The sequence below is a fragment of the Psychrobacter sp. UBA3962 genome, from assembly GCF_002385225.1.
Classification (GTDB): domain Bacteria; phylum Pseudomonadota; class Gammaproteobacteria; order Pseudomonadales; family Moraxellaceae; genus Psychrobacter.
In genome coordinates this window covers 258504-283130 of record NZ_DGDC01000003.1, presented here as the reverse complement: position 1 = coordinate 283130, position 24627 = coordinate 258504, and the positions used below count along the sequence as shown (strand labels likewise).

19 protein-coding genes and 4 tRNA genes are annotated in these 24627 nt (G+C 42.6%); 11 read left to right on the top strand and 12 right to left on the bottom strand.

Going from position 1 to position 24627, the window contains the following annotated elements; translation table 11 throughout:
- Positions 1–54: 54 nt before the first annotated feature.
- The 4 genes from uvrB to B3S92_RS01555 all read right to left on the bottom strand — a co-directional run bounded on the left by uvrB (position 55) and on the right by B3S92_RS01555 (position 4498).
- Positions 55–2172, bottom strand: coding sequence for an excinuclease ABC subunit UvrB (gene uvrB, locus B3S92_RS01570; protein ID WP_296202076.1), 2118 nt, complete (start codon positions 2170–2172; stop codon positions 55–57).
- A gap of 196 nt (positions 2173–2368) precedes the next feature.
- On the bottom strand, positions 2369–3058 hold the full coding sequence (locus B3S92_RS01565; protein ID WP_296202075.1) for a DUF2059 domain-containing protein: 690 nt from the start codon (positions 3056–3058) through the stop codon (positions 2369–2371).
- Positions 3059–3194: 136 nt separating this feature from the next.
- Positions 3195–3836 (bottom strand): DUF2059 domain-containing protein, encoded by a 642-nt coding sequence (locus tag B3S92_RS01560; protein WP_296202073.1) that lies wholly within the window; start codon positions 3834–3836, stop codon positions 3195–3197.
- 92 nt (positions 3837–3928) lie between these two features.
- Positions 3929–4498, bottom strand: coding sequence for an acyl-CoA thioesterase (locus tag B3S92_RS01555; protein ID WP_296202071.1), 570 nt, complete (start codon positions 4496–4498; stop codon positions 3929–3931).
- A 343-nt stretch (positions 4499–4841) separates the two neighbouring features.
- Here B3S92_RS01555 and B3S92_RS01550 point away from each other — a divergent pair.
- The 5 genes from B3S92_RS01550 (at position 4842) to B3S92_RS01530 (ending at position 6454) form a co-directional block, all read left to right on the top strand.
- A tRNA-Asn gene (locus B3S92_RS01550) sits at positions 4842–4917 on the top strand.
- Positions 4918–5447: 530 nt separating this feature from the next.
- Positions 5448–5523, top strand: a tRNA-Asn gene (locus B3S92_RS01545).
- 181 nt (positions 5524–5704) lie between these two features.
- Positions 5705–6046: a CopG family transcriptional regulator gene (locus B3S92_RS01540; RefSeq protein ID WP_296202070.1), complete on the top strand. Its 342-nt coding sequence runs from the start codon at positions 5705–5707 to the stop codon at positions 6044–6046.
- Between the two features lie 73 nt (positions 6047–6119).
- Positions 6120–6210 (top strand) — tRNA-Ser (locus B3S92_RS01535).
- A 153-nt stretch (positions 6211–6363) separates the two neighbouring features.
- Positions 6364–6454: transfer RNA gene (locus B3S92_RS01530), tRNA-Ser, on the top strand.
- Positions 6455–6599: 145 nt separating this feature from the next.
- Here B3S92_RS01530 and B3S92_RS01525 read toward each other — a convergent pair.
- The 3 genes from B3S92_RS01525 to B3S92_RS01515 form a co-directional block, all read right to left on the bottom strand.
- The gene (locus B3S92_RS01525) at positions 6600–7703 is read right to left on the bottom strand and encodes a type I glyceraldehyde-3-phosphate dehydrogenase (RefSeq protein ID WP_296202069.1); all 1104 of its coding nucleotides are present in this window, start codon (positions 7701–7703) and stop codon (positions 6600–6602) included.
- 57 nt (positions 7704–7760) lie between these two features.
- Positions 7761–9764 (bottom strand): AAA family ATPase, encoded by a 2004-nt coding sequence (locus tag B3S92_RS01520; protein ID WP_296202068.1) that lies wholly within the window; start codon positions 9762–9764, stop codon positions 7761–7763.
- A gap of 255 nt (positions 9765–10019) precedes the next feature.
- Positions 10020–10679, bottom strand: a complete 660-nt coding sequence (locus B3S92_RS01515; RefSeq protein WP_296202066.1) for a hypothetical protein — start codon at positions 10677–10679, stop codon at positions 10020–10022.
- Between the two features lie 256 nt (positions 10680–10935).
- Here B3S92_RS01515 and B3S92_RS01510 point away from each other — a divergent pair, with 256 nt between their 5' ends.
- Entirely contained in the window at positions 10936–12309 is a 1374-nt protein-coding gene (locus B3S92_RS01510) for an NAD(P)-binding domain-containing protein (protein WP_296202065.1), read from the top strand.
- A gap of 141 nt (positions 12310–12450) precedes the next feature.
- Here B3S92_RS01510 and B3S92_RS01505 read toward each other — a convergent pair whose 3' ends face one another.
- The 3 genes from B3S92_RS01505 to B3S92_RS01495 form a co-directional block, all read right to left on the bottom strand.
- Positions 12451–13143 carry a 1-pyrroline-5-carboxylate dehydrogenase gene (locus B3S92_RS01505; RefSeq protein WP_296202064.1) on the bottom strand — a complete coding sequence of 231 codons (693 nt, stop codon included), beginning with the start codon at positions 13141–13143 and terminating at the stop codon, positions 12451–12453.
- Between the two features lie 73 nt (positions 13144–13216).
- Positions 13217–16432, bottom strand: a complete 3216-nt coding sequence (gene putA / locus B3S92_RS01500) for a bifunctional proline dehydrogenase/L-glutamate gamma-semialdehyde dehydrogenase PutA (protein WP_296202063.1) — start codon at positions 16430–16432, stop codon at positions 13217–13219.
- Positions 16433–16898: 466 nt separating this feature from the next.
- Positions 16899–18194, bottom strand: a complete 1296-nt coding sequence (locus B3S92_RS01495) for an NCS2 family permease (protein WP_296202062.1) — start codon at positions 18192–18194, stop codon at positions 16899–16901.
- Positions 18195–18684: 490 nt separating this feature from the next.
- Between B3S92_RS01495 and tolQ the strand changes: the two genes are divergently transcribed.
- The 5 genes from tolQ (at position 18685) to B3S92_RS01470 (ending at position 22883) form a co-directional block, all read left to right on the top strand.
- Positions 18685–19425 carry a protein TolQ gene (tolQ, locus tag B3S92_RS01490; RefSeq protein WP_414706971.1) on the top strand — a complete coding sequence of 247 codons (741 nt, stop codon included), beginning with the start codon at positions 18685–18687 and terminating at the stop codon, positions 19423–19425.
- A gap of 12 nt (positions 19426–19437) precedes the next feature.
- A complete protein-coding gene (gene tolR / locus B3S92_RS01485; protein WP_296202061.1) occupies positions 19438–19890 on the top strand; it encodes a protein TolR in 453 nt (150 codons plus the stop codon).
- Positions 19891–19908: 18 nt separating this feature from the next.
- Positions 19909–20811 (top strand): TonB C-terminal domain-containing protein, encoded by a 903-nt coding sequence (locus B3S92_RS01480; RefSeq protein ID WP_296202060.1) that lies wholly within the window; start codon positions 19909–19911, stop codon positions 20809–20811.
- 308 nt (positions 20812–21119) lie between these two features.
- On the top strand, positions 21120–22451 hold the full coding sequence (locus B3S92_RS01475; RefSeq protein WP_296202058.1) for a hypothetical protein: 1332 nt from the start codon (positions 21120–21122) through the stop codon (positions 22449–22451).
- Positions 22452–22670: 219 nt separating this feature from the next.
- On the top strand, positions 22671–22883 hold the full coding sequence (locus B3S92_RS01470; protein WP_296202057.1) for a hypothetical protein: 213 nt from the start codon (positions 22671–22673) through the stop codon (positions 22881–22883).
- 7 nt (positions 22884–22890) lie between these two features.
- Here B3S92_RS01470 and B3S92_RS01465 read toward each other — a convergent pair whose 3' ends face one another.
- Both B3S92_RS01465 and B3S92_RS01460 read right to left on the bottom strand, forming a co-directional pair.
- Positions 22891–23511 (bottom strand): flavodoxin family protein, encoded by a 621-nt coding sequence (locus B3S92_RS01465; protein WP_077451467.1) that lies wholly within the window; start codon positions 23509–23511, stop codon positions 22891–22893.
- Positions 23512–23653: 142 nt separating this feature from the next.
- Complete coding sequence (locus tag B3S92_RS01460; protein ID WP_296202055.1) at positions 23654–24625, bottom strand: polyphenol oxidase family protein; 972 nt, start codon at positions 24623–24625, stop codon at positions 23654–23656.
- Positions 24626–24627 lie beyond the last annotated feature (2 nt).

The following is a 24627-nucleotide window of genomic DNA, read 5'->3' as shown; positions in this document are numbered from 1 at the left end:
TTAATTAGGTACGTCTTTTAATACTGTTAAACCTGATATCGTTAAACCTAAATACTACTGAACAATATAAGTTCTGAGCTGTAGCACAGTATCGCGCACTTTGGCAGCTTCCTCAAACTTCAATTCACGAGACAGCTGCTTCATTTGCTTCTCTAAACGATTGATTTCTTTTGCCAACAAGTCTGGGCTACGTAGAATTTCAATATCCACATCTGGCAAACCACTGCTGCTTGGAATGGCCTGATTGTCATTCAGATCTTCCTCGTCCTCACCGGTATCAATCTTATCGGTAATACTACGCGTGGCCGATTTGGGGATAATGCCATGCTCCTCATTAAAGGCAATCTGCTTCTCCCGGCGACGATCAGTCTCTTCAATCGCTTTTTCCATACTTGGCGTAATCCGATCCGCATATAAAATGGCTTTACCATTTAAGTTACGCGCTGCTCGGCCAATGGTCTGAATCAGTGAACGCTCTGAGCGTAAGAAGCCCTCTTTATCCGCGTCAAAGATGGCGACTAAAGACACTTCGGGCATATCTAAGCCCTCACGTAGCAAGTTAATACCCACCAATACGTCATGAACACCCGTACGCAGTTCGTGAATAATCTGCATCCGCTCTACTGTATCAATGTCTGAATGCAGATAAGCCACTTTGACATCATATTCTTTTAGATAATCCGTCAAGTCTTCAGCCATGCGTTTGGTTAACGTGGTAATTAATACCCGCTCATTAACAGCTCGACGCTTAGTAATCTCTGATAACACATCATCGACCTGAGTTAATACTGGACGGATTTCAATCTCAGGGTCAATCAGACCGGTCGGACGCACTACTTGCTCAACAATTTGTTCACTGTGTTCAAGCTCATATTGAGCGGGTGTCGCCGAGACAAAAATAGTAGCTGGTTTAATCTTCTCCCACTCTTCAAATTTCATAGGACGGTTGTCCATGGCACTCGGCAAGCGGAAGCCATAATTAACCAAGTTCTCTTTACGCGAGCGGTCTCCTTTATACATCGCCCCGATTTGAGGCACAGTCACATGAGATTCGTCGATGAATAGCAGTGCATCAGGAGGAATATAATCAAACAAAGTTGGGGGTGCCTCGCCAGCAGGACGACCTGATAAATGCTGTGAGTAGTTTTCAATGCCGTTACAGTACCCTAACTGCTGAATCATCTCTAAATCATACTGGGTACGCTCTTTGATACGCTGAGCTTCGATCAACTTATCATTATCACGAAAATACTTGAGACGCTCATCGAGCTCAGCCCGAATGGTTTTACTGGCCGCTTCAAGCTTCTCACGCGGTGTCACATAATGCGACTTAGGATAAATGGTAATGCGCGGCACACTGCGTACGGTTTTACCAGTTAATGGATCAAACCAACTGATCTTCTCCACTTCATCATCAAACATGCTGATACGCACAGCCAATTGTTCTGATTCGGCAGGATATATGTCCAATAGCTCGCCACGCAGACGATAAGTACCACGCTCAAAATCTAACTCATTGCGAGTATATTGTAAGGCCACCAATCGCTTAATTAAGGCATTACGATCCACGACATCACCGACCACAATGTGCAATAGCATTTTTAGATAACTTTCTGGATCCCCTAGACCATATATTGAGGATACCGAGGAGATAATAATTGCGTCACGGCGCTCAAGTAGGGCTCGGGTAGCTGACAGACGCATTTGGTCAATGTGATCATTAATGGCACTGTCTTTTTCAATAAAAGTATCACTGGCGGCCACATAAGCTTCGGGCTGGTAATAGTCATAATAACTAACGAAGTACTCAACCGCGTTATTGGGGAAAAAAGACTTAAATTCGCCATACAGCTGAGCCGCTAATGTCTTATTATGCGCCATGATAATGGTCGGACGCTGAGTTTCACTAATCACTTTGGCCATGGTATAAGTCTTACCAGAACCGGTTACCCCCAGTAACAGCTGGGCATCCATACCCGACTCTACCCCTTTTACCAATTTTTCAATGGCTTGAGGCTGATCGCCGGCAGGCTCAAAGTCAGTTACCATCTCAAAAGCACGGCTGGAGATTAAGGTACCGGAGGCATTGACTCCAGTAATTTCAGCTTCGTCTTGTAGCTGAGTCGCCAATTGGTTTAATTGTCTTGAAGATCTTGGTTCAGGCATTCGCATAATGAGTATCTTTTAATTTATTATGTTTGTTTATAGTTGTTATTATGGGGATAAATCCAATAATTTAAAGCCCTTTACTGCCTCTACATAACGTCAACTTCTATAATTAAACCTATAAAAAAGGAAGGCGCCAAATAGCTACCTTCCTTTTGTGTTCTACAACAAATTTTGAGTTTTTTGCTTAAAAGTTTTTTGTTTAAAAGATGCCTTTAAAAATATCTTTTATTTGAGGCATTAATTCTTCAAGCTGTTTAGTCGTTTGCTTCATTTCATCTTCATCTGGCAGAGACGTTTTTAGAAACTGGGAAGTTACCTTGGGATTTTTCTCTAAAATACTTTGACCCATCGGCGTGTCATAGAAGTCGATTAAGGCAGTAACCTCTTGCTGAGTATAGTGGGCTTTGGCAGCTGCATTATAAGCTTCAACCATCTCCTCTTTAGTCACTGTACTTTGAATACCACCTGCTAAGATTTTGGTGTATTGCTCTAAGACCCCTTGCATACTTTGAGCCATTTCACGCTGGCGTTTATTGAGCTTTTTGTCGTCTACAGAGGCCTTATCTCCCTGCTGCTCAAGGATATCCGCCATAGCTTGTTGGCTATTTATGATTGTCTCTATTTGCTCATCCACATGCATAACCTGCATAAGCTTAACAACTGAAGCATCGGTAGGTCTTTGCTGACTAACCCCCATATTGCTTTGCATAGAAGCAGTATTCTGAGAGTTTGTAGTCGCAGTTATAGCAGAACCAGAACTGCCTGCACCACTGTTGATAATAAGCTCAGCTTGCGCAGGCATTACCAATGCAGCAGTTAGAGATGCCATCGCACTTATAGATAGCAGTGGCTTAAAAGCAGACTTTAAAAATGGACGAGAAGTTGACATAAATAATGACCTAAATAATTTTATTACAGAGTTTGTGCTCAATTTTAGGGGGTCACTGTTCATTTTACTACTGAAGGACAGTTACAATATCTTGCTGCTCAAATATTAACGCTATTGGAAACTATTACAGTAAAATCTATCTAAAAATAGCCTCTAAGTCTTTTTCCAACTGCGGGGTTAGCTTCTCACGGGTAGCATTGGCTATTTTTATAACTTCAGGTGTTAGAACCTTCATATATTCTTGCATCAGTTTAGGCTGTTTATCCAATATGCTTTGACCCACCTCCGTACTGTAAAAAGCTATTTGAGCATCCACTTCAGCTTGAGTGTAGTGATTTTTTGCCACAGTAATAAAGTGCTTTTGTGCCATCTCTAGTGTCGCTTTGTTGGTCTCTGCAAGCATCTGCTGAGAATATTGGGTTAGCACTCGCATCATTTCCTGTCTTTGCTTTGGTGTCATCTGCTCTAAGTCTTCTTGCTTAAGCGTAGATTCGATGATAGACGCCATCATATCACTTTGTGTACCAGATACCGACTGCATCATATCTGCCATACGAGTGATTTCAAGTAGCTTAATTAACGAGGTATCTGAAGGTACCTGCTGTTTATTTTTACCATTTATAATACTCTTAGTATTGACAGAGCCGACATGAGTAATAGTGACAGTAGAGCTATTATTTTTGAGCTCTGCATGCGCAGGTAATTGCCAAGCCATAATACTAAAACTAGCGATAGTAAATAGCTTCAAAAAACTAATACTTTTTGAATAATGCTTCATAAATACCTCGTTGTACCTTTTAGTAATTAAGTAATACCTTTGGATTGTTTTAGATTTTAAAAAGCATCAGGCAATGACTACTACTCAACACCTTACTCGTCCTTTAAATCATCACTAGGTTTATGAGCCCCTGTTAACTCTTCGTTGGGCGATTTATGAGCTTCACAACTGGGACGATTGGATTGTTGCATGCGCATCTTTTTTCGCTGTTCCGCTGCCTCAAATCGACACTGCATTAGCTCATTCTTAATCTCTAGCGGCGGTACAGGGGTTGGCTTACCGTTCTCATCAACTGCAACCATAGTGAAATAACAGCTGTTGGTATGACGTACAGTACGCTGCTGGATATTTTCAGCTTCTACTCGAATGCCCACCTCCATCGAAGTTCTGCCCACATGGTTAATACTGGCGGCGAAAGTAACCAACTCACCCACATAAATAGGCTCTAAAAACATGACCTGATCCACAGATAAAGTCACAACATAACCGCCACTGTAACGGCTAGCACAAGCGTAAGCCACCTGATCGAGCATCTTGAGTAAATCACCCCCATGCACATTGCCAATAAAGTTAGCCATATCTGGTGTCATTAATACTGACATGTATAACTCATTTTTTACAGGAGCTCTAACTGAACTGGTTGAGGTATTAATTTGTGACATAATCTTCCTATATATAAACGAAAAATATGGGGTAAGGCTCTATTGATTTACCGCACTTTATGCTTTCAAGTATACTACTTTATCAAAACTGAGGCTAAACTCTACTGACTGTCGCGGCTTATCTGCTATACTAGGCTGTATACAGACAGAGCACCTAAAACTGCTTTACCGCAATCAAAACCTGCTAATTTATAGCTAAAAAGTCCAAAAACCGTCAAAATCGATAAAATTTGATAAATTTTCAATTTTTTTTCAAAAAAGGCTTGACGGATAAAAAATATTTGATAGAATACGCCCCACTTAACGCAAACAGCTTAACACATAAGCGCGTTAACCTAGCTATTCCCTAATAGCTCAGTTGGTAGAGCATCGGACTGTTAATCCGTGTGTCCCTGGTTCGAGCCCAGGTTAGGGAGCCAAATTCTAGCATGACTCTTTATTTTACCTCATGCTACATTGCTACCAAGCAATACTTTTATGGCATATGCCAAAGTCCTTATCTTAATAGATAGGGACTTTTTTTTGTGCCGAATTTAGTCTTGGCCACAATTCGAGCTGTTGTAAAACCAGATTGCTTTTTAAACAAATTGCTTTCTTTAAAGCACTCCTAATTTAAGTGCAATACCCTGGCTATGTTATTCAGCCACTTTATTAATTATGAAGTCATTTATTTAGCTTGGCGAGTGAGATGGTTTTTATTCAGCGCAATCTTTGTTTAGATTAATCTTTTAAGTGATTTCTCTTTTGCTATTATTGAGACAGCGATACCAAATTGGTCAAAAATCTTTGTTAAATCAAGCAATAACCCCTAATTTTGAGGATAAAATCAAAAAAATAGAAGATTTTGCATTTTTTTTGACTTTAAGGCTTGACACCCATCCGAAGATTGCCTAGAATACGCATCACTTAGTTAAGACCCCTTGCAAAACATAGGCGTCAAACAAGTTCTTCCCTAATAGCTCAGTTGGTAGAGCATCGGACTGTTAATCCGTGTGTCCCTGGTTCGAGCCCAGGTTAGGGAGCCAAATTCTAAAAGATTTTAAAGACTTATAAATCAATTTAAAATCTTATAAAAAGTCCTAATCATTGATTAGGACTTTTTTTTATGCCCTAAAACCTGTCACCTTAGGTAGTTAAGACTGACAGATTGTGTTAGTTTATAATTTATTCAATTGACTCAAATTTACTATAAGAAATGACATGGCTATGATTCCTCCACATATTCGTAATAAGTTCTCTGACCATCCGCAAAAGATTACCCGTCCAATTAGCATCAGATTATCCGAAGAGATGATCAGGCTGCTAAAAGAGACCGCAGAAGAGCATGGCTTTAAGCGTATCCAGGGTTTGATTCGTTTATATATTCGCCAGGGTTTAGACCGTGATAATGATGGTTATACCCTAGCCGATGATGAAGTCTTCATCGAAAAACTTCGTGCCAATGGAGTAAGTGCTTCAATTATTGAAAAGGCGATTATTGATACCCACAGCAGTTTTGCAACCAAAGGCTTATTAGAAGAACAGCTTGAGCCTAAAAATAACAAGTAAAAATTATTTTTTTGTGATAAATCAAAAATAACACTTGCAATCAAATTCAAACCCTCTATAATACTGCACCTACGGAGTCGTGGCAGAGCGGTTGAATGCACCGGTCTTGAAAACCGGCAAGGGTTCATAGCCCTTCGAGAGTTCGAATCTCTCCGACTCCGCCAGATATTAAAAAGCCAACTTAGCAATAAGTTGGCTTTTTTTATGCCCAAGATTTGGGTGATGAGCTCCCTATAAACCATAATAAATTTTTATTAAAATTCTGGGTCTGTTGCCCTTGCATTCATTCGAAAAATGCTTATAATAGTCAACCTATTGGAGTCGTGGCAGAGCGGTTGAATGCACCGGTCTTGAAAACCGGCAAGGGTTCATAGCCCTTCGAGAGTTCGAATCTCTCCGACTCCGCCAGATATTAAAAGGGCCAACTTAGTGATAAGTTGGCCCTTTTTTATGGTCTAGATTTTAGCAATCATTGTAATTATAGAACGTTTCATCTTTACACCTTAAGCAAACGTGAACCCTACCCTATTTCGTCTGCTATTTAGCCTGATGGTTATTTAGCTTGATGTAAGTACAGACACATATCTAGCAGTCTATTGGCATAACCCCACTCATTGTCATACCAAGCAAACACTTTCACCTGCGATCCGACTTGCATCAACTGCTGACCATCTACAATGAGCGACTCAGGCTGGTGTATAAAGTCACTAGAGACCAATGGCAGGTCGGTATAACCCATAATGCCATAAAGAGAGCTGTCTGGCTCACAGGCGGCTTTTAACACCTCTCTAACTTGCTCTAAGGTCACCTGCTTCTCAAAAATGAAATTCACATCGATTGCGGCCACATCAATGGTCGGCACTCTAATTGAGTGCCCATTAATTTTTCCCAGCATATTGGGCAAGGTGCGCTCTGTGGCAGCGATACTACTGGAAGTAGTGGGAATGATATTGTGCCCTGAGGCTCGCGCTCTACGCTTGTCTCGGTGCGGTTGGTCTAGCACATTTTGGTCAGCAGTTACCGCATGAATCTCGGTCATCATCACTGACTGAGTGCCAAAGGCCTTATCCAGCACATAAATCAGCGGTACCAGTGCCTGTGTGGTACAGGAGACACTGGAGATAATAGGCAGATTTCGCGTCAATAAATCATCATTGACGCCCATGACGATGCTGGCATCGACTTTATCAAAGGGAGCAGCGCCAATGATAACTTGCTTGGCACCGGCACTAAGGTGACGACTGGCATCCTCATAAGATCTAAAATGACCGGTACACTCAAGCACCACATCCACCTTCAAAGCTTGCCAAGGCAGCTGTTCTGGAGCCGATAGCCCCAGTAAATCTATGCAGTAGGTTTCACCCTCTTTCGTTAGACACAGTTGAGCCGTACCTGACTCAGTTGACTGTATGCTTGCTTCTACCCCTAGCCTACTGAGTCTGCCATGGGTACTGTCAAACTTCAGTAAATGCAGCAAGGTATCGGCATCTGCAATATCATTAATGGCCACAATATGCACCAAGGTACCTAGCACTTCAAAACGCTCAATTAGAGCCCGAAGCACATTACGCCCAATACGTCCAAAGCCATTGATGGCGACACGCAAAGGCGCTTTTTTATTAGTAAGGTTAACCGCTGATACTGCAGAAAATGACATAGAAGCTACTTAAAATTAAGAAGTAAACAAAACAACAAAGCCATGAAATATTGAGGATTAATCAATGAAAATTAGAGCCAGGCGAATAGTATTATAGTCTATTTGCTCTTTTAAATATTCATAGATAGGACGAAGCTTAATTCTGTCTTTACTAAACGGATTGATACCCTGCTTGCTGTCAGCAGTAGCGCTACTGTCTTCAGAACCTTCTTGAAAGTCATTAGGATCAGCCGCGGCTATAATCGCTTCTACAGCCTCACTCACTTTATCTAAGGTCAGCACATCAGGACGTAAGTGCTCACAGTTTAGCTCTGGATATTGACGCTTTAAGCGGGCTACATGTCCCATAATGGTCGCCTGAGCCAGACCTCTAGCTTCAGCAATCTCAGCAATGGTTAAGCTCTCCTCTAACAATAACTTGGTAGCCATTAAGGTACTGTCTGAGTGATCATTTAACTGATTACTCAATTTGTCTTTTTGTGTCAGCATTTGAGCTTGTTTCTTTTTGCGGCTTTTCAAACTCTTCTCAAAAGCTTCAATATAAGCTTTATTCAAAGTACCACCTGATACCAAGACAAATCGCTCATGTGACTCTTCTAACACTTCTACTTTAATCTTCTCAAAGGTTTGCTCAGCCTCGGAAGAGAGAACTTTAAACCTTGCATCTGCTCCTCGAGCCAGAGGGTCTAAGCGTAAACTTAGGTCATTCATACCCAACAGTTTCAACCCTTCTAAAGATTTAAGACGGGACAGGGCTACATAGCCTTGGCCCAGCTCAAAAGTCTTAGACAAATCAATTTCAGCGGCATCTAGGGTCATCCCTTGAGACTTATGAATAGTAATCGCCCAAGCCAGTGTTAGGGGTATTTGGGTATAGCTGGCTAAAATCTCGCCATTTTCATCCTCTACTACCCACTCCTCTCCCTCAGCGATAACTTGCCGGCCATTGTTGAGCTTAATAACCGGATAACGATCTGTAGAAACCAAAGCCGTGCTCTCTGACTCTTCCTCGCCATCGATCGCAACTATCGTCTCGTCTGTTTCTTCATTATCAATATCCGTAGTCTCAACTTCTAGGTCATCAGATTCTGAATCATCACTTATGGCGCTATGATCATTGCTAGATTTCAACGGCTTTATGGTGGTAAATCCTACCAACTCCCCCATGGTACCGTTAGAGACGCCAAGCTCGTTATTATTTTTGATAAACATAACTTTAGCGCCCACCTTTAAGGTCAGCTCATCACTAGTGCGTACTGACTTCTTAAGGGTTTCGACCAGCTTATTATCCCCGTGAGCTATCGCATTATAGGTAACCGTCTCTCCGTTTAATAAGGCCAGCTCATGCTCATTAATCTTATTGACGTTGACGTTGTGGGTGAATAGTCGAGTTCTATTGATATCCACATCTTGGTAAAAGGTGTTTTGTAGAGCTTCAATGGCTTCAAAGCTTACCCCTTCCTCACCTCGTATTTGATTCAAGATATTATCAAGACTAATGTTACTTTCTTCTTCATCAGTATTTTGACGATGCTGCTCACTCAGATAGCAAATTTTAAACCCAGCCTCTAACCAAGCCTCAGACATGAAGGCGAACTTTTCACGATTGGTCTCACCGCGATTGCCCACAGGAGGTAACTGAAAGAAGTCTCCCGCGACCACCAGCTGAATACCGCCAAAAGGCTCTTCGCTCTGACGCATGTGTTTTAACACTTGATTGACCGCATTCAATTGCTTGGCATGCAGCATGGAGATTTCATCTATGATAAGCACCGCTGTCTCTCTCAAGCGGTCTTTTAGAATCTTCTTACGTGATAAGTTGGCAAGATCTCGCTCACTTAGCTCATCTTTAATACCAATACCCGACCAGCTGTGAATGGTGATGCCGTTCATGTGGGTGGCAGCAATACCAGTACTCGCTGTCGTGGCTACTGGCACACGTCGGGCGCGTAGATAATGGATGTACTCATTTAGCGTATAGGTTTTTCCGGAGCCTGCAGAACCTGTCAAGAATACATTTTTTCCGGTTTTTAAAATATCGAGTGCGGTCGCTTGTTTCATGAGTACGATCTTATATTATGGAGTATAAAATATTTCTACTTGACCTCCCTCGTAAAAGTGAGGAATTCGCCGACACCATATAGCGCCAAAGGCTAGTTATAAGGGCCTAGTAGTCAATGATAGTTTTTAGGGAAAAGCCCATTTTAAAGCACTAAGTCTAAAGTACAAGCTATAAAGCCAAATCTTTAAATCGTCATAAAGCTTATAACACTAACCTGATAAGCTTCATAGGCTGGCTTACTAGATTGGCATTTACTAAGGCAGTAACTGTCTAAAAGTTAAGAAACAGTTATCCCCTTCTCCATCGATACACCAACGCATTTTATTTTTTTCAGGCTGATAATCAACGTAGGCAATGATAGATTCACCCTTTTGATCAACCTGCATGCCCGAGCAATCAGGTTCATTATTATCATAAGTGGTGGTAATGGCAATAATGGGTAGGCCCTCTTCTTGATGGTGATACACATACTTACCATAGGTCCACTCCTCACCGCTGGTGGTCAGTACCACATTATCGGCCCCAAAGTTATAACGCTCACGGCACTGCGTATTTTGGGTAGCGCTGTTAATTTCATCCACCCTATTATCAAGATCACCCTCTTGGTAACCACTCATAGCCTCTGCTTCATCAGCAGCAGCTTGAGCCTCATAAGCAATGCGACTGGACTCTTGAATGGCCAGTATTAGATTTTCTAAATCTTCATTTTTAGCATTGCTTTTATTATCTTGACTCTTAATGGTGGGATTAGGCAAAGCAAAATCAGGCGCGGCCGTAAGATCCAATTCCCACACCCCTGCAATTTCCGGACTGACATGAGTGCTAATAACCGCCTCTTCTATATTGGCACTGTCTGTCGAAAACGATGCTAAGACCGATGCTAGAGTCATAGGGATGAATGAAAGTAATTCCATAATTTAGCCTTATCTTTTTTTATTATTTCGTATTATTAACCTTACGTATGGCTATCAGGTTAAGCAATTTCTAGTTAGTAAACAAGAGAACAATCGTTAACTTTGGTTTATTTGCGTCAGCAAGTGTCGTCAGAAATAACTCAAGATTTATTCGACCTCAAGTCAAAACTGGGCAGTCATTACCCTAAAAAAACTGTTGCAAAAATGTTATGGTTACAAACCCCACTAATAAACTTTAATTATATAGGAGATAATTTTGAGTCATAAAAAGATTGCAATATTAGGTGCAGGTCCTAGTGGTCTGGCTCAATTGCGAGCTTTTGAAGCTGCTCGTAAAGCAGGCGTTAAAAACCTACCAGAAATCGTCTGTTACGAAAAACAAAATGCAATAGGTGGCATGTGGAACTATAACTGGAGAACTGGCTTAGATAAAAACGGTGAGCCTGTGCACGGAAGTATGTATCGCTACCTATGGTCAAACGGCCCAAAAGAGTGTTTAGAGTTTGCCGATTATTCATTCGAAGAACACTTTGGCGCCCCCATCCCTTCTTACCCTCCTCGCGAAGTTCTGCGCGACTATATTATGGGTCGTCTAGAAAAACAAGATATCAACAAATACATCCGCTTTGAGTGTCCTGTACGTTGGGTGACCTTCGATGATGAGACCAAGAAGTTTACGGTCACGGTCATGGATCACAAAAAAGGCGAACAAGAAACCAATGAGTTCGATCATGTCATCGTGGCCACAGGTCATTTCTCGACCCCAAACATGCCTTACTTTGAAGGCTTAGAGCACTATACTGGACGGGTGCTACATGCTCACGACTTCCGTGATGCTTTAGAATTTGAAGGTCAAGACATTCTACTGGTTGGCAGTAGCTATTCGGCTGAAGACATCGGTACCCAGTGCTATAAATATGGGACAAAATCAGTCACCATCAGCTATCGTACCCAGCCTCTTGGCTATGAATGGCCTGAAGGCATCTCTGAAAAACCTTTAGTTACCCATTTTGAAGACGACAAAGCCTATTTCTCAGACGGCACCAACCAAAAGTTTGATGCGGTCATTATGTGCACCGGGTATTTATTCCACTTCCCATTCTTACCCGATGAGCTTCGTCTACAGACTCACAACTGTTTATATCCGGCAAACCTATACAAAGGTATCTTCTGGCAGCCTAACCCACAGCTTATATATTTAGGCATGCAAGATCAGTACTTCACCTTTAATATGTTTGATGCGCAAGCTTGGTACGCTCGTGATGTCATCCTAGGTAAGATTGAATTGCCTAGCTTAGAGGAGCGTCAAAAAGATGAAAAACTGTGGTTAGAGCGTCATGCTAAGCTGACCGATGCTGACAGCGAAATTGACTTTCAAGCCAGCTATATCCGTGATTTATATAACGCCACAGATTACCCAGAGTTTGAGGTTGAAAAGCAGGGCGAGATTTTCAAACAGTGGAAGAAAGACAAAAAAGAAGGCATCATGACCTTCCGCGAGAAATCTTACCGTTCTACTCTAACCGGTACCTTGGCCCCTGAATTACCTAAGCCTTGGCTAAAAATTATGGATGACTCTTTAGAGCACTTCCTAAATATCACCTTAGAGAAGCCTGCTCGCAGAGCCTAATTGCTTAAGTCAGGCAGAATTAATTAAAAAAAGCAGCCATTATGGCTGCTTTTTTTGCTTAGGCTATTTATTAAGCTTGTCCAGTCTTGCGACCTCAGCTTAATAAATCATAGGCTAAAAATAAATCATCGCCTAAAACCGCTAGCCCATACCTAACTCAATTAAGCTCGCATTACCCCCGATGGCTGTGGTATTCACAGTCTTAACGCGCTCGGTACAAAAGCGTTCTAGATAGTCTGGTTGGAACATTTCGCTACAGCCTTCTAGATCGGTTACTGCTACCAGCTGCGTTAAAATCCCATCTGTTTCAGACAGATCTTTGCCAATTTGTAATAGCTCTTGCGGCGTACCCACAGCACCCACAACGGCCAAACGACTGATATTGAGTAGTGTGGTCAGCTCTGAGTCGTTGGTAATGCTCATTACACCAGCATAAACCCCAGACTCATTAAGAACAGCCATAGCTTCTTCGCAAAGCTGCTGACGACTTGGATAACGCAAAAACACTTCGTTTCCGGTCAACAAGGCTGCGACCAGGGTACCCAAGAAAGCAATAGGATTGGCCGACTCAGTGGCTAATACCATAGTTTTTCCGCGAGGAGCTAAATACAAATCATTAGACTCCCCTGTGGCGCCCTCTAAACACATGACCTCTTCTAGTTTTTGGGCTTGAGCCAACAAATGATTAAATAGATGTTGTGCCTGTTCTCCATTAGGGCTGATATCGGCTAACTTTCTACTCGCTTCTGTCAAAATAATGCTGCGCTTTACAGCCCCTAATTGCGCCCAAGCTTCACACTGCTGGGCCTGATTTTCTTTAAATACTTTATTCATGAGCTTATCCTTAATGTCATTACTTATTGTTATGAGATATCTTGTGTCACATCAAAAGTGGATTGGCGTTGTTTTAAACGTTTTGCCACTTCATCAGTCTAGCCACATAACGTGGACCGCCTGCTTTAGGTCCTGTCCCTGATAACCCACAACCACCAAAGGGCTGCTCACCTACTACGGCCCCGATTTGGTTACGGTTTATATAGGTATTGCCCACTTTAGTGCGGCTTTCAATATGATCAGCCACGGTTTCAATACGACTGTGGATGCCTAAAGTTAACCCATAACCTGTGGCATTAATTTCCTCTATAAGCTCATCTAGCTTACTAGCCTCATAACGTAAGATATGCAAGATGGGTCCAAAATGCTCACCGCCAATCACGTCAATACCGTCCACTTCAATAGCGGTCGGCAAGACAAAAGTACTATTACTTAGATTATTTGCAGACTCTGAGCTAATAGGGGTTTGAGCAATTACACGGGCTCGACTGTCATTACGCATGGCTTCAATATGAGCACGTAGACCTTTTTGAGCATCCTTATCAATAACTGGCCCCACATCAGTGGTCACATTTGAAGGATTACCTACCACCAACTCAGCCATATTGCCTTTTAGCAGCTCAATGACAGAATCAGCAATGTCTTGCTGTAAACACAACACACGACACGCTGAACAACGCTGCCCTGCTGAACCAAAGGCTGATAACACCGCATCTTTTACCACTTGCTCAGGCAGTGCGGTTGAGTCAACGATCATCGCGTTTTGACCGCCCGTTTCTGCAATCAAAATAGGCAATTCTTTAGCCGTATTTTGCTCAGAGCCGGCCTGCACCACTCGCTCAGTAGAATACAGCGACTTATTAATGTGTTGCGCAGTCTGGGTAGAACCCGTAAATACCACGCCATCAATTAAGGGTGATGAGGTCAATGTTGCGCCTACCTCGCCTGCCCCAGTGACAAACTGTAAGGCATATTCAGGAACACCGGCTTGATACATCAGCTGTGCCCCAAAATAGGCGATCAAACTGGTCTGCTCCGCAGGCTTAGCAACCACAGTATTGCCTGCGGCCAAGGCACCGACAATTTGTCCGGTATAAATTGCCAATGGGAAGTTCCAAGGACTAATGCACACTACTGTACCGCGAGCAGTGCGCTTTTGATTAACTTCATTGCCTGCAATATCGGTAAAAGTATGGGTTTGTTGACTTAAGCGCTCAGCCTCATTAGCGTAATAACGACAAAAATCTACGGCCTCACGAATCTCATCAATACTGTCTTGTAATGTCTTACCCGCCTCTTTGTGACACATAGCTACCAGCTGGCTGTAGTTTTGTTCATACAAGTCAGCGATGCGCTTTAAGATAGCACTGCGTTCAGCGACAGGCACTTGCTGCCACTGGCTTTGACCGGCTATTGCGGCCTCGATCGCTTGGCTTGCAAGCTGCGCATCAGCGTAGACCACTTCACCAGCTACCACCTCATGATCCCAAGGGGCTACTACAGTATGAGTGGTGAGCTCTTGCGCTACTGTCTTATCAATTTGCTGACCATTAACAATAGGATTGGCTGACCAACTATGTTGTAGGTGGCTGTCTACTTGAGCTCTAAACGGTTGCCACTGCGAGTCAACGAAGATATTAGGACCAAAGCTTGCCTGCCTATCAGCATAAATCTCCAATGGCATTGCAATACGTGGGTTATGCAGCGTCTCATGCTGGGTCAGCGTGTCATACGGGTGCACAGTCAACGGCTCAATTGGGTGACTCTTATCTAATAACTGATGCACAAATGAGCTGTTAGCACCATTTTCTAATAGACGACGAACCAAATAAGGCAGCAAGTCTTTGTGCGCACCGACTGGCGCATAGATACGCACCGGGATGTTGTAGGCTTGCAGAATGTGATCATAAAGAGCATCGCCCATGCCATGTAGTCTCTGAAATTCAAAGTCTCTGTGCGGACTCATGGTCATTACCGAAGACAAAGTATGAGCGTTATGGGTGGCAAACTGTGGCCAAAGCACCCCACGAATTTGCTCGGTTAATAAGAATCTGGCACAAGCCAGATAAGCCACATCTGTACCTTCTTTACGGGTCCACACCGGATAGCCGGTAATTCCTTTTTGCTGTGCTAACTTAATTTCATAGTCCCAGTAAGCGCCTTTTACCAAGCGTACTGGAATACGGTCACCCACCTCTTTTGCCAGGCTGGCCAGCCAAGTTAATACAGACAAAGCTCGTTTTGAGTAGCCTTGTACCACCAGTCCTAAGCCATCCCAGCCTTGGGTCATGGTGTCACGATATAAGGATTCAAATAGTTTTAAAGATACCTTAAGACGATCCGCCTCTTCTGCGTCGATACTGATATCAACATCGACTTCACGCGCAGCTTCAATCAGCAAGATACAGCGTTGGCGCAATAAGCCTAAGACCTGATCGATCTGTGTGGCTTCATAACGAGGGTGGAGTGCCGACAGCTTGATAGATACTGAAGGCTTAGGCATGCCCTCTTTAACTTTGATATTGGCGGTAGAGCGAATGGCGTGTAGATAGTCACTAAAGTACTTCTCGGCATCTTTATGAGTAACCGCAGCTTCCCCAAGCATATCGAATGAATAGGTATAGCCCTTATTGCGATAAGGCTGGCTGTTGCGGTTGGCCTCTTCAATAGATTCACCCAAGACAAACTGGTGACCCATAATCTTCATAGCCCTTTGCATGGCGCTACGAATCACCGGCTCACCCATTTTCTTCGTCATACGATCCAAGAAGCCGGCGGCTGTGGTCGAGCTATCAATACTCACCACACGGCCTGTCATCATTAGGCCCCACGTTGAAGCATTGACGATAAAGCCGTTGTCATCTTTTAGATGTTTTTTCCAGTCTGCCACACTCATTTTGTCACGAATCAGGGCATCTGCAGTGGCGTTATCTGGCACTCGAATCAAAGCCTCAGCCAGACTCATCAATAGAATACCTTCTTGGGTATCAAGGCTGTATTCTAATAGTAATGAATCTACCATTTTCACAGCTTTGTCATTGCTGCGAACATGTTCAACCAAGCTTTTGGTTTGCTCACTAATGGTCTCACGTTCACTAACGCCGTTATTAATTCTAGGCTCTGCTAAAGGCAATAAATGACCCAACCACTCATCTTCATCGGCACTATAAAGAGGCGATATTAATTTAAATAACTCCCTTGAGGGGCGGTCGATGAATTCTGGATTCAATACTTCCTGCGCTGAAAACTGAATAGGGTTTTGTGGATAAAAAGGATTGTTCAAACTCATATCAACTCCATTGATACTAAAAAATATTGATATTACAGGCAAAATGCCAAGCTATTTTTACAGCTAATGCGAGAACTGCTAAGGCTAATTTCTTAAATCAAGTAGAATGCCCATAAAAAAACCGCCAAACTCATACCCAACCTAATTAGGAGGTAAGACGGCGGTTCTAGTTCATTCTAAGGGGAATTAAAAATAGGGAATTAAGAATGTTGCGGCTTAGTGAACTCAAGCTGTCTTACTTTTTAACCACTGGGTAATTAATACGTTATCGTAATAAATACTCAAAGGTGAATAGGTAATAACAAACTCACTAATGCCTTCTTCTTTTTTTGATGAAGGTTAAGTTATCAACAGAACGTCGAAACTTACCTAAAAAGAAAAACCTCTACGGCGTTGCTTGAGGTTATGAGCTTGATAACCAAATATTAGCATAGTTACCAAGCCCATGGCTAGAAAAGGCTATTGATTATAAAAATACAATTTTCGCCAATAAGATAATGGTCAGTACCCAGACTGCCACACTTACTTGATTAAACTTACCAGTTAATACTTTTACCACGGTATAAGTAATAAAGCCTAACGAGATACCATCCGCAATTGAGTAAGTTAATGGAGTCAATAGCAGTACTACTGCCACAGGAGCCGCTTCAGTTAAGTCTTCCCAATCAATGTCTTTCAGGGTATATAACATCAGTACCGAAACATAGAAAATAGCGCCTGCGGTAGCATAAGCGGGAATCATGCCAGCCAATGGAGCAAAGAAAATACTTAATAGGAACAACACGCCTACCGTCACAGCCATAAGCCCTGTACGACCACCAGCCGCTACACCTGCTGTACTTTCAACAAAGCTCGTGGTTGAAGACGTTCCTAGTAATGAGCCGGCCACGGTCGCCGTAGAGTCCGCTAATAAAGCTTTATCTAAGTTAGGGATGTCACCATTTTTATCCACTAAGCCTGCTTTGTTGGTTACCCCAATTAGGGTGCCTGAGGTGTCAAACAGGTCTACGAATAAGAAAGCAAAAATCACACTGATCATGCCAATATCAAACGCACCCGCAATGTCTAGCTGCATAAAAGTAGGTGCAATAGGAGGTGGCATGGACATTACACCATCAAAGGGCACATTCCCAGTAATAACCCCAATAACGGTCACTGCCAAAATACCAATAGTTACCGCACCTGGGATATTACGATAGACCAAACCAATGATTAAAAAGAAGCCCAAAGCCGCCATCATAGGAGAGAACTGTTGTAAGTCCCCTAGACTGACAAAAGTGGCTTCATTAGCTACGATAACGCCTGAACTCTTCAAGGCAATAAAAGCCAAGAAAGCACCAATACCAGCAACAATACCTTGCTTTAAGCTATTTGGAATGGCATTAATAACCCACTCACGAATTTTGAATAAGCTTAAGAAAACAAAGATACAGCCTGATAAGAAGACCGCCCCTAAGGCCGTCTGCCAGGTATACCCCATACCCAGTACTACGCCATAGGTAAAGAAGGCATTTAGCCCCATACCTGGCGCCAAAGCTACTGGAAGACGGGCATAAATACCCATAATGAAACAGCCTACTGCTGCAGCCAAACAGGTGGCCACAAACACTGCCCCTCTATCCATGCCTGCATCTGCAAGAATGTTTGGGTTAACAAAAATAATGTATGCCATCGTTAAAAACGTAGTAAGTCCTGCTAGAACTTCGGTTCTTATCGTGGTGTTTTGACCGTCAATGCCAAAATAGCGCTCAATTGCATTCATAGGTAGTAGCCTGAGTATATTTGCGTTGAAAAACCAAAAGGTGGTGCTGCTTAGGGAAAATAAAATAACCTTGCTTTTTGATTAACCAAAAACAGACAATGAGAAATACTGCATTAATATAATAAAAAAAGGACAGATTATATAGGATTCGCGTTAAAACTAGTACACCTTTGACCAACAATTCATCAAATTCTATGCAAATTTTTATATTATTAATCAGTAGGAGCAGTATTTGAAGGGAATCTAATTATTGCTTTAGTTTATAAGGTTATTTGAAAGTAGTAGAATCAGCCTTGGTTAAGGTATAATGTAGCCCTGCTATATTAGACCCGCTTGTATTTTTATTTTTACTAACGTTTATAACTACAACCGGTACTTAAAAAATCATATTTAAAATGATACTAGCAGCTACTCCAAATTTAGCCTTATCTCCACTATTTTCCCTTACGTTCTATTTTATTTAGCCTTTATAACCTCAAGTGAGTTATTCATGTCAGAGCTGTCAGATTCTATCAACCTTATTAGTCTTATCACCAATGCCAGCTTATTGGTTCAAATTGTTATGGGTATCTTATTATTAGCCTCCATTATTTGCTGGGTGCTAATTTTCCGTTTGAGCGCACGACTGGGGACAGCCAAACGCCAAGATCAGCATTTTGAAAACTGGTTTTGGTCAGGAGAAGATTTGGCGAAGTTGTATCAAGGCATTCAGAACTCACCGGATCGTCATGGTCTGGCCAACATATTTTATGTCGGTTTCTCTGAATTCTTACGCATGAATAAAAAACGTCAACCTAAAGATCATATTATTGATGGCGTTGAGCGTAAACTTCGTGTGGGACTGGGTCGCCAACAACAATCACTCGAATCAGGCTTAGGCGTGTTGGCCAGTATCGGTTCAGTGTCGCCTTACATTGGTTTGTTTGGGACCGTTTGGGGGATTATGAATGCCTTTATTGGTCTATCTGAAGCGTCTCAAGTTAGTCTTTCTGCGGTTGCCCCAGGTATTGCCGAGGCCTTGATTGCCACCGCTATGGGTCTATTTGCGGCTATCCCAGCCGTTTTAGCTTACAACCATTTTACAGGTAAGGCTGCTGGTATTTATGACAGCCGTGCCCTATTCTGTGACGAAATGACCGGTATGCTACAGCGTGAGACTCACGAAACAGCTACCTCTACTCAAGATGATCCTGCGGTTGTTGCTCAAAATGTTCAGTCCCCTCTGGTATAAAAGGAGCACGTTATGAAAGCCAGCCCCTTTTCAAGACATAAAAAAGAGCTAAATGCCTCAATGAATGTAGTGCCCTACATTGATGTGATGTTGGTGTTGCTGGTCATCTTTATGGTGACAACCCCAATGCTGACCACAGGCGTTGACGTTGACTTGCCCAAAGCCAGTACCGAAAACATTGCCACGGGGGCTCAAATGCCGGTGATTATCTCCCTAAAAAGTAATGGGGAGATTTATATGAGCTATGAGAATAACATCGATACCCCTGTACTTGAAGAAGCATTGATTGAAACCCTTATTGGTTTACAAAACAATGCGCAAGGCAATGAGGTGCAAGTCATGATTAATGCTGACCAAAATAATCAGTATGGTATGGTGATGCAGTTGATGGCCAACCTTCAAAAAGCAGGGGTGAAAAAAGTAGGCTTATTAACCGGTCAGCCCCTACCTAGTAATATAAACTAAAATTTTGAGACTATTACCTTGCTAAATCGAGCGCCCAGTGTTTACGTTCCTGTAGAGCCTGAAGATAATGGCATCGCCCTGCCAGCTATCTTAAGCTTAATCGTGCATGGCTCTATATTGGCATTTATTGCTTTGTCTTACCAAGTGCCTAAAATTGAAGACAATCAGGCTATTGAGACCACTATCATCACCCCTGAGGAGTTGGCAAGCTTGCAAGCGGACATTCAAGCCAATCGCGAGACTCTTGCTGCCGGCGGGATTCCTGCGACTCCCGAAATTAGCCAGCAACAGCCAGCTACCCAAAATGACCAATCTTATATTGGTAGTGATTCTGCCTTCTCAAGAGGCATATCTTCTATCTTTAATAGATCAGTAGAGCCTACCCCTGAGCCTATGGGGGCTAATGACAGTAGTGACCCTGTCTTTAGTGAATTAAATGAACTTCCGGATATTGGCGGCGCAGAAGATTTTTCAGATACTACAGAAGTGACCTCTGCTATTGAGGAGTCAAAACCGATAAACAGCGCCCCAAAAGTGACTGCCAACACCACCAACCAAGGTCAGCTTAGTGCCACCTTCCCCTCTGGGACTGATAGCAATAAAAACAAATCCACTTCTGGCACAGGAACTGCCTCACAATCAACAGGCAGTGGTAACAGCAAAGCCAGTAGTGGTGATGTCAGTGGCGCTTTGGTAAGCTTAATTGAACCACATTGGAACCCACCAGTAGGCAAGGTTGGCGCTGCTGTCTCGGTTTCAGTAACGGTAGATGAAAACGGGAATGTATTGAGTGTTAATGCCAATACCTCTGATGCAGCACTAAAGGAGTCTTTAGAATCTGCAGTCAACCGAGCAAGTCCACTTACCCCAGTTATCGGCACCAACAAACGTAGACTGAAACTTAACTTCGTCGTTCGATAAGTCAGTTAAATGGATAGCTTAAATAGCAACTTAGGGTTTAGGCCTAGCTTTAACTTTTAATATTTAACATTTAACCCTTAAAAGATTTATCCTCAATCAGATTGTCTTTAACTGCTTATCTTGCCAAGTCGAATTTCTTGATACTCTACTTTGCTAAAGCGGGTAATATTAAGGACTTATAATATATCCTTAGTATGTGGATTGGTTGACGCAGGCGGAGGTTGTAAGTTACTGTTTTTAGCTTTACTTCTTGCTCTGTCCTTTATATGCTCCTCTTATTCAAATTTTAAGATAGGCTTTATAACTCCATGAAAAAAAATAAAATGATAAATGCTGAGACCCTAACCCCTCGCTCTCAAAAACACTTAACTACCAGCTTGTCTTGTGCCCTCTTGGCATCACTAGGCCTGTTAGGCGGCGTAACCGCACACGCAGAAGAAGACTACGACTTAGAGGTTACCATCTCCAAAAAAGGAGAAGTCAATCAAAACCAAGTGGCCTTCGTCCCTTTTGCTGGTGATAGCAATACCTCTCAAATTATCCAAAAAGATTTACAGGCCACTCCTTTAAAAGTGACCAGCGAAGGCTTAATTGGTCAACCCCACACTCGCGATGATTTAGCGGCAACACTACCGGCTTGGCAGCAACTGGGCATTCCTTATATGGTGATTGGTAGCAGCAAAAGTGTGGCTGGGAATACCACCATTACTTTTGAAGTTATTGAAGTGGCCAAAGGTAGAATTATCAAAGGCACTCAGACAGTCACAGCAGCTGACAGTAAGACAGCTGCTCACAAAGCTTCAAGCCTTATTTATGAGCTAATTACCGGTAAGAAGTTAGACCTAAATGCTCGAATCATCTATGTAGAAGAACAAGGCAGCGGTAAATCAAAAACTTCTGCTTTGGTATTAATAGATGCTGACGGCAGTAACAAACGTGTTCTAACCCGCGTCACTGATGCTACTATTTATAGCCCCGCTGTGTCTCCTGATGGTCGTTCAGTTGCCTACTCTGTGCAGTTAAAAAACAACAGTGCTCACTTATGGAAGTATAATCTTCAGAACAGCCAACTGACTCGCTTAGTTGACATGAAAGGCAGCAGCTTAAACCCTAGCTTCTCCTCCGATGGCTCAAAGATTTTATTCTCGAGCACAGTGAATGGGGATGCAGACATTTATCGCGTTAATAGCAATGGCGGTAAACCAGAGTTGGTGATGTCTGGCCCTTATGAGCAGGTCACGCCAAGCTATGCACCTAATGGCAGCTTCGTTTATGCTTCGGATCACGCCAGCCCTAACCGCCCGAGCATTTATCGCTATAACTTCTCCGGCTCACCAGTACGAATCTCACGAGGCGGCTATGCTACCAACCCCAGTTACAGTCCTGATGGCACAAAAATTGGCTTCTTAAGTGGACGCAGTGCAGCCATCATGAGCAATAATGGTTCTATTATTGCCAACTTTGGGGCTACTGGCTTAGATGAAGCGCCTAGATTCTCACCGAGTGGGGAGCGTGTGGTGTATTCTCAAGGGGCCAAAAAAGGTAACTTGGTTATCCGTTATGTAGAAGGCGGCAAAGTAATTACTCTACCTACTGAGGGGATTGCCAAATCTCCAACTTGGGTCCCTAGCGCCAAATAGCTAGTATTTCCCTTTTTTAGTTATACTCGTTTTCAGTTAAGCAAAAAAAATCTCAGTTTTGAACTGAGATTTTTTTATTTAATCAGACTTTTATTTAATCAGACTAGGAGAAAGCCATTGCACTCTGTCTTACTTAACGCTTACTATGTTCAATGGTTGCAGAATTAAAATATTTTTGATGCTACAACACTTTTCAATAATCTATGATAGTGATTCTTTATGTTTTTATTGCTAAAAAAATCTATATTATTACTAGGGCTAACGGGTTTGACCGTCATTATGACTGGGTGTCAAAACATTCAAATGGCAGAAAGCCCCATTCCTGTTACTGCCGATTTTCCTAGTCCTTTAATCGTCAGTAGCCCATCAAATCCAAATTTAATTCCTACTGACAACCAAGAACTACCGCTGGTTTCTAGCTCTAAACCATAATTAGAGGCTAGTCTTCTTTGTTCAGTTGCAGTTTTGGGGGCTGATTAATCAAGGTTTGTGCCAGATGCTCGCCAAATAACTTGGCTGAATTAATATCTCCCTCCCCTGGGGTCACCTCTGGTGAGTCGTTACCCGACTGGGTCATTAAGCCCATAAAACTTGATAAACGGTTGATGTCTTGCTCGCTATGACCCGTAGGCATTACCGGAAAGCCTGCCCAATTCATACCATGTTGCATGCTAAAGCCACAAATCTGTTGTAGGGCAGCCAACTTATCTCCACTTAGCCCGCCCGAGTTGGCAAATCCTGCTGCCCACTTACCATGCCATTTACGATGAAACCAGCGCTTAGAAGTACTGTCCATAAAGGTCTTAAACTCAGCGGTAATACTGCCCATATAAACTGCGCTACCGAAGACCATCATTTGGGCAGCATCGGCAAATTCCCAGTCCATATCATCTACGTCTAACGCTCGGACTTCTACTTTATCTTGGGCATAGTCTCGGGCACCTTGTTCGATAGCCAGGGCAACTTTACGGGTATGTCCATAATTACTATGGTAGATAACAGCCATCTTCAGCCCTTCATCCAGCGGACTGGAGTTTACAATACTAGCTTTATCAGTCATGAGTGGTAAACATCCTAATATTAGATAAAGAGCCTATTTAACCTAACCTAGACCCAATTTGCAAATTTAGCCAACAATCTACAACACAATAGGCTCAAGTATATGGCTGGTTCTGTTTTTACTAACCGCTTAGACTAAAAGATTAGCTGTTAAGTTTAACAATTAATAGCGCCATACGGCCGGTATTGGCCTCGCCTAAATGAGTCTTTCTACGATAAGAGTAATATTTGCTATCCTGATAGCTACAAGCCAAAGCAGGACTAGCTTTTGATTCATATCCCAAAGTTGTAAGTCGCTCAACTGAGATATCTAATTGCTTGAGCTGTAATTGTGCCAGCTTAGGCAAGTCTAACCAAGCTTTATTGGCTTCCTCATGCTCCGCGACAATTTGAGACCTAATATCCTCTGCCTTCATGCCCATTTTTTCACAGCCAAGCAGCAGCTTATCCACTACCTCACAAGACACTTCATAACAGGCTTGAGTGATACAGGCGCCTATCCAAGCTTGCATAGGTTTAGTATCTAACAAATCCTCAGAGGCTGGATTAGTAGCTGGCGATTTAAATTTATTAAGCTCTTTATAAGTCTCAAAAACAACCCCATTGGCCAGCCCCTGCCAGCCGGCATGAATCGCTGCAACTTGCTGCGAGTTTGGGTCATAAATCACAATGGGCACACAATCTGCGGTCATAATGGCCAAGGCTTGATTGGGCTTAGCTGTGACCAAAGCATCCGCTGCAGGTGGGATTAAGGACAAGTTATCTAAGTACTCATCCTCGATACGAATCACTTGGTTACTGTGAATCTGACTTAACCAATAAATAGCTTCAACCCCAGAGTCTTTGTTTTGCTGAGCCAAATATTCATTAATCAGACTAAGTAGCTGCGCTCTGTTATGCAGCACTTGAGCCGGATCATCATTGACATGCAGACCTAAATTAAAGCAACCGTAACTGTTGTTCTGGCCTTTTTGTTTGTTAGCCGCTGTTTGTGTGTCAGCAGCAGCCAAGTCAACTCCAGCATTGGTTTGAATGATTAATATCTCATCGGTATGAGCCAACACTTGAAACGGCTTTTTATGGCTTATATTTAATGTAATGGGATTGGACGTCATAA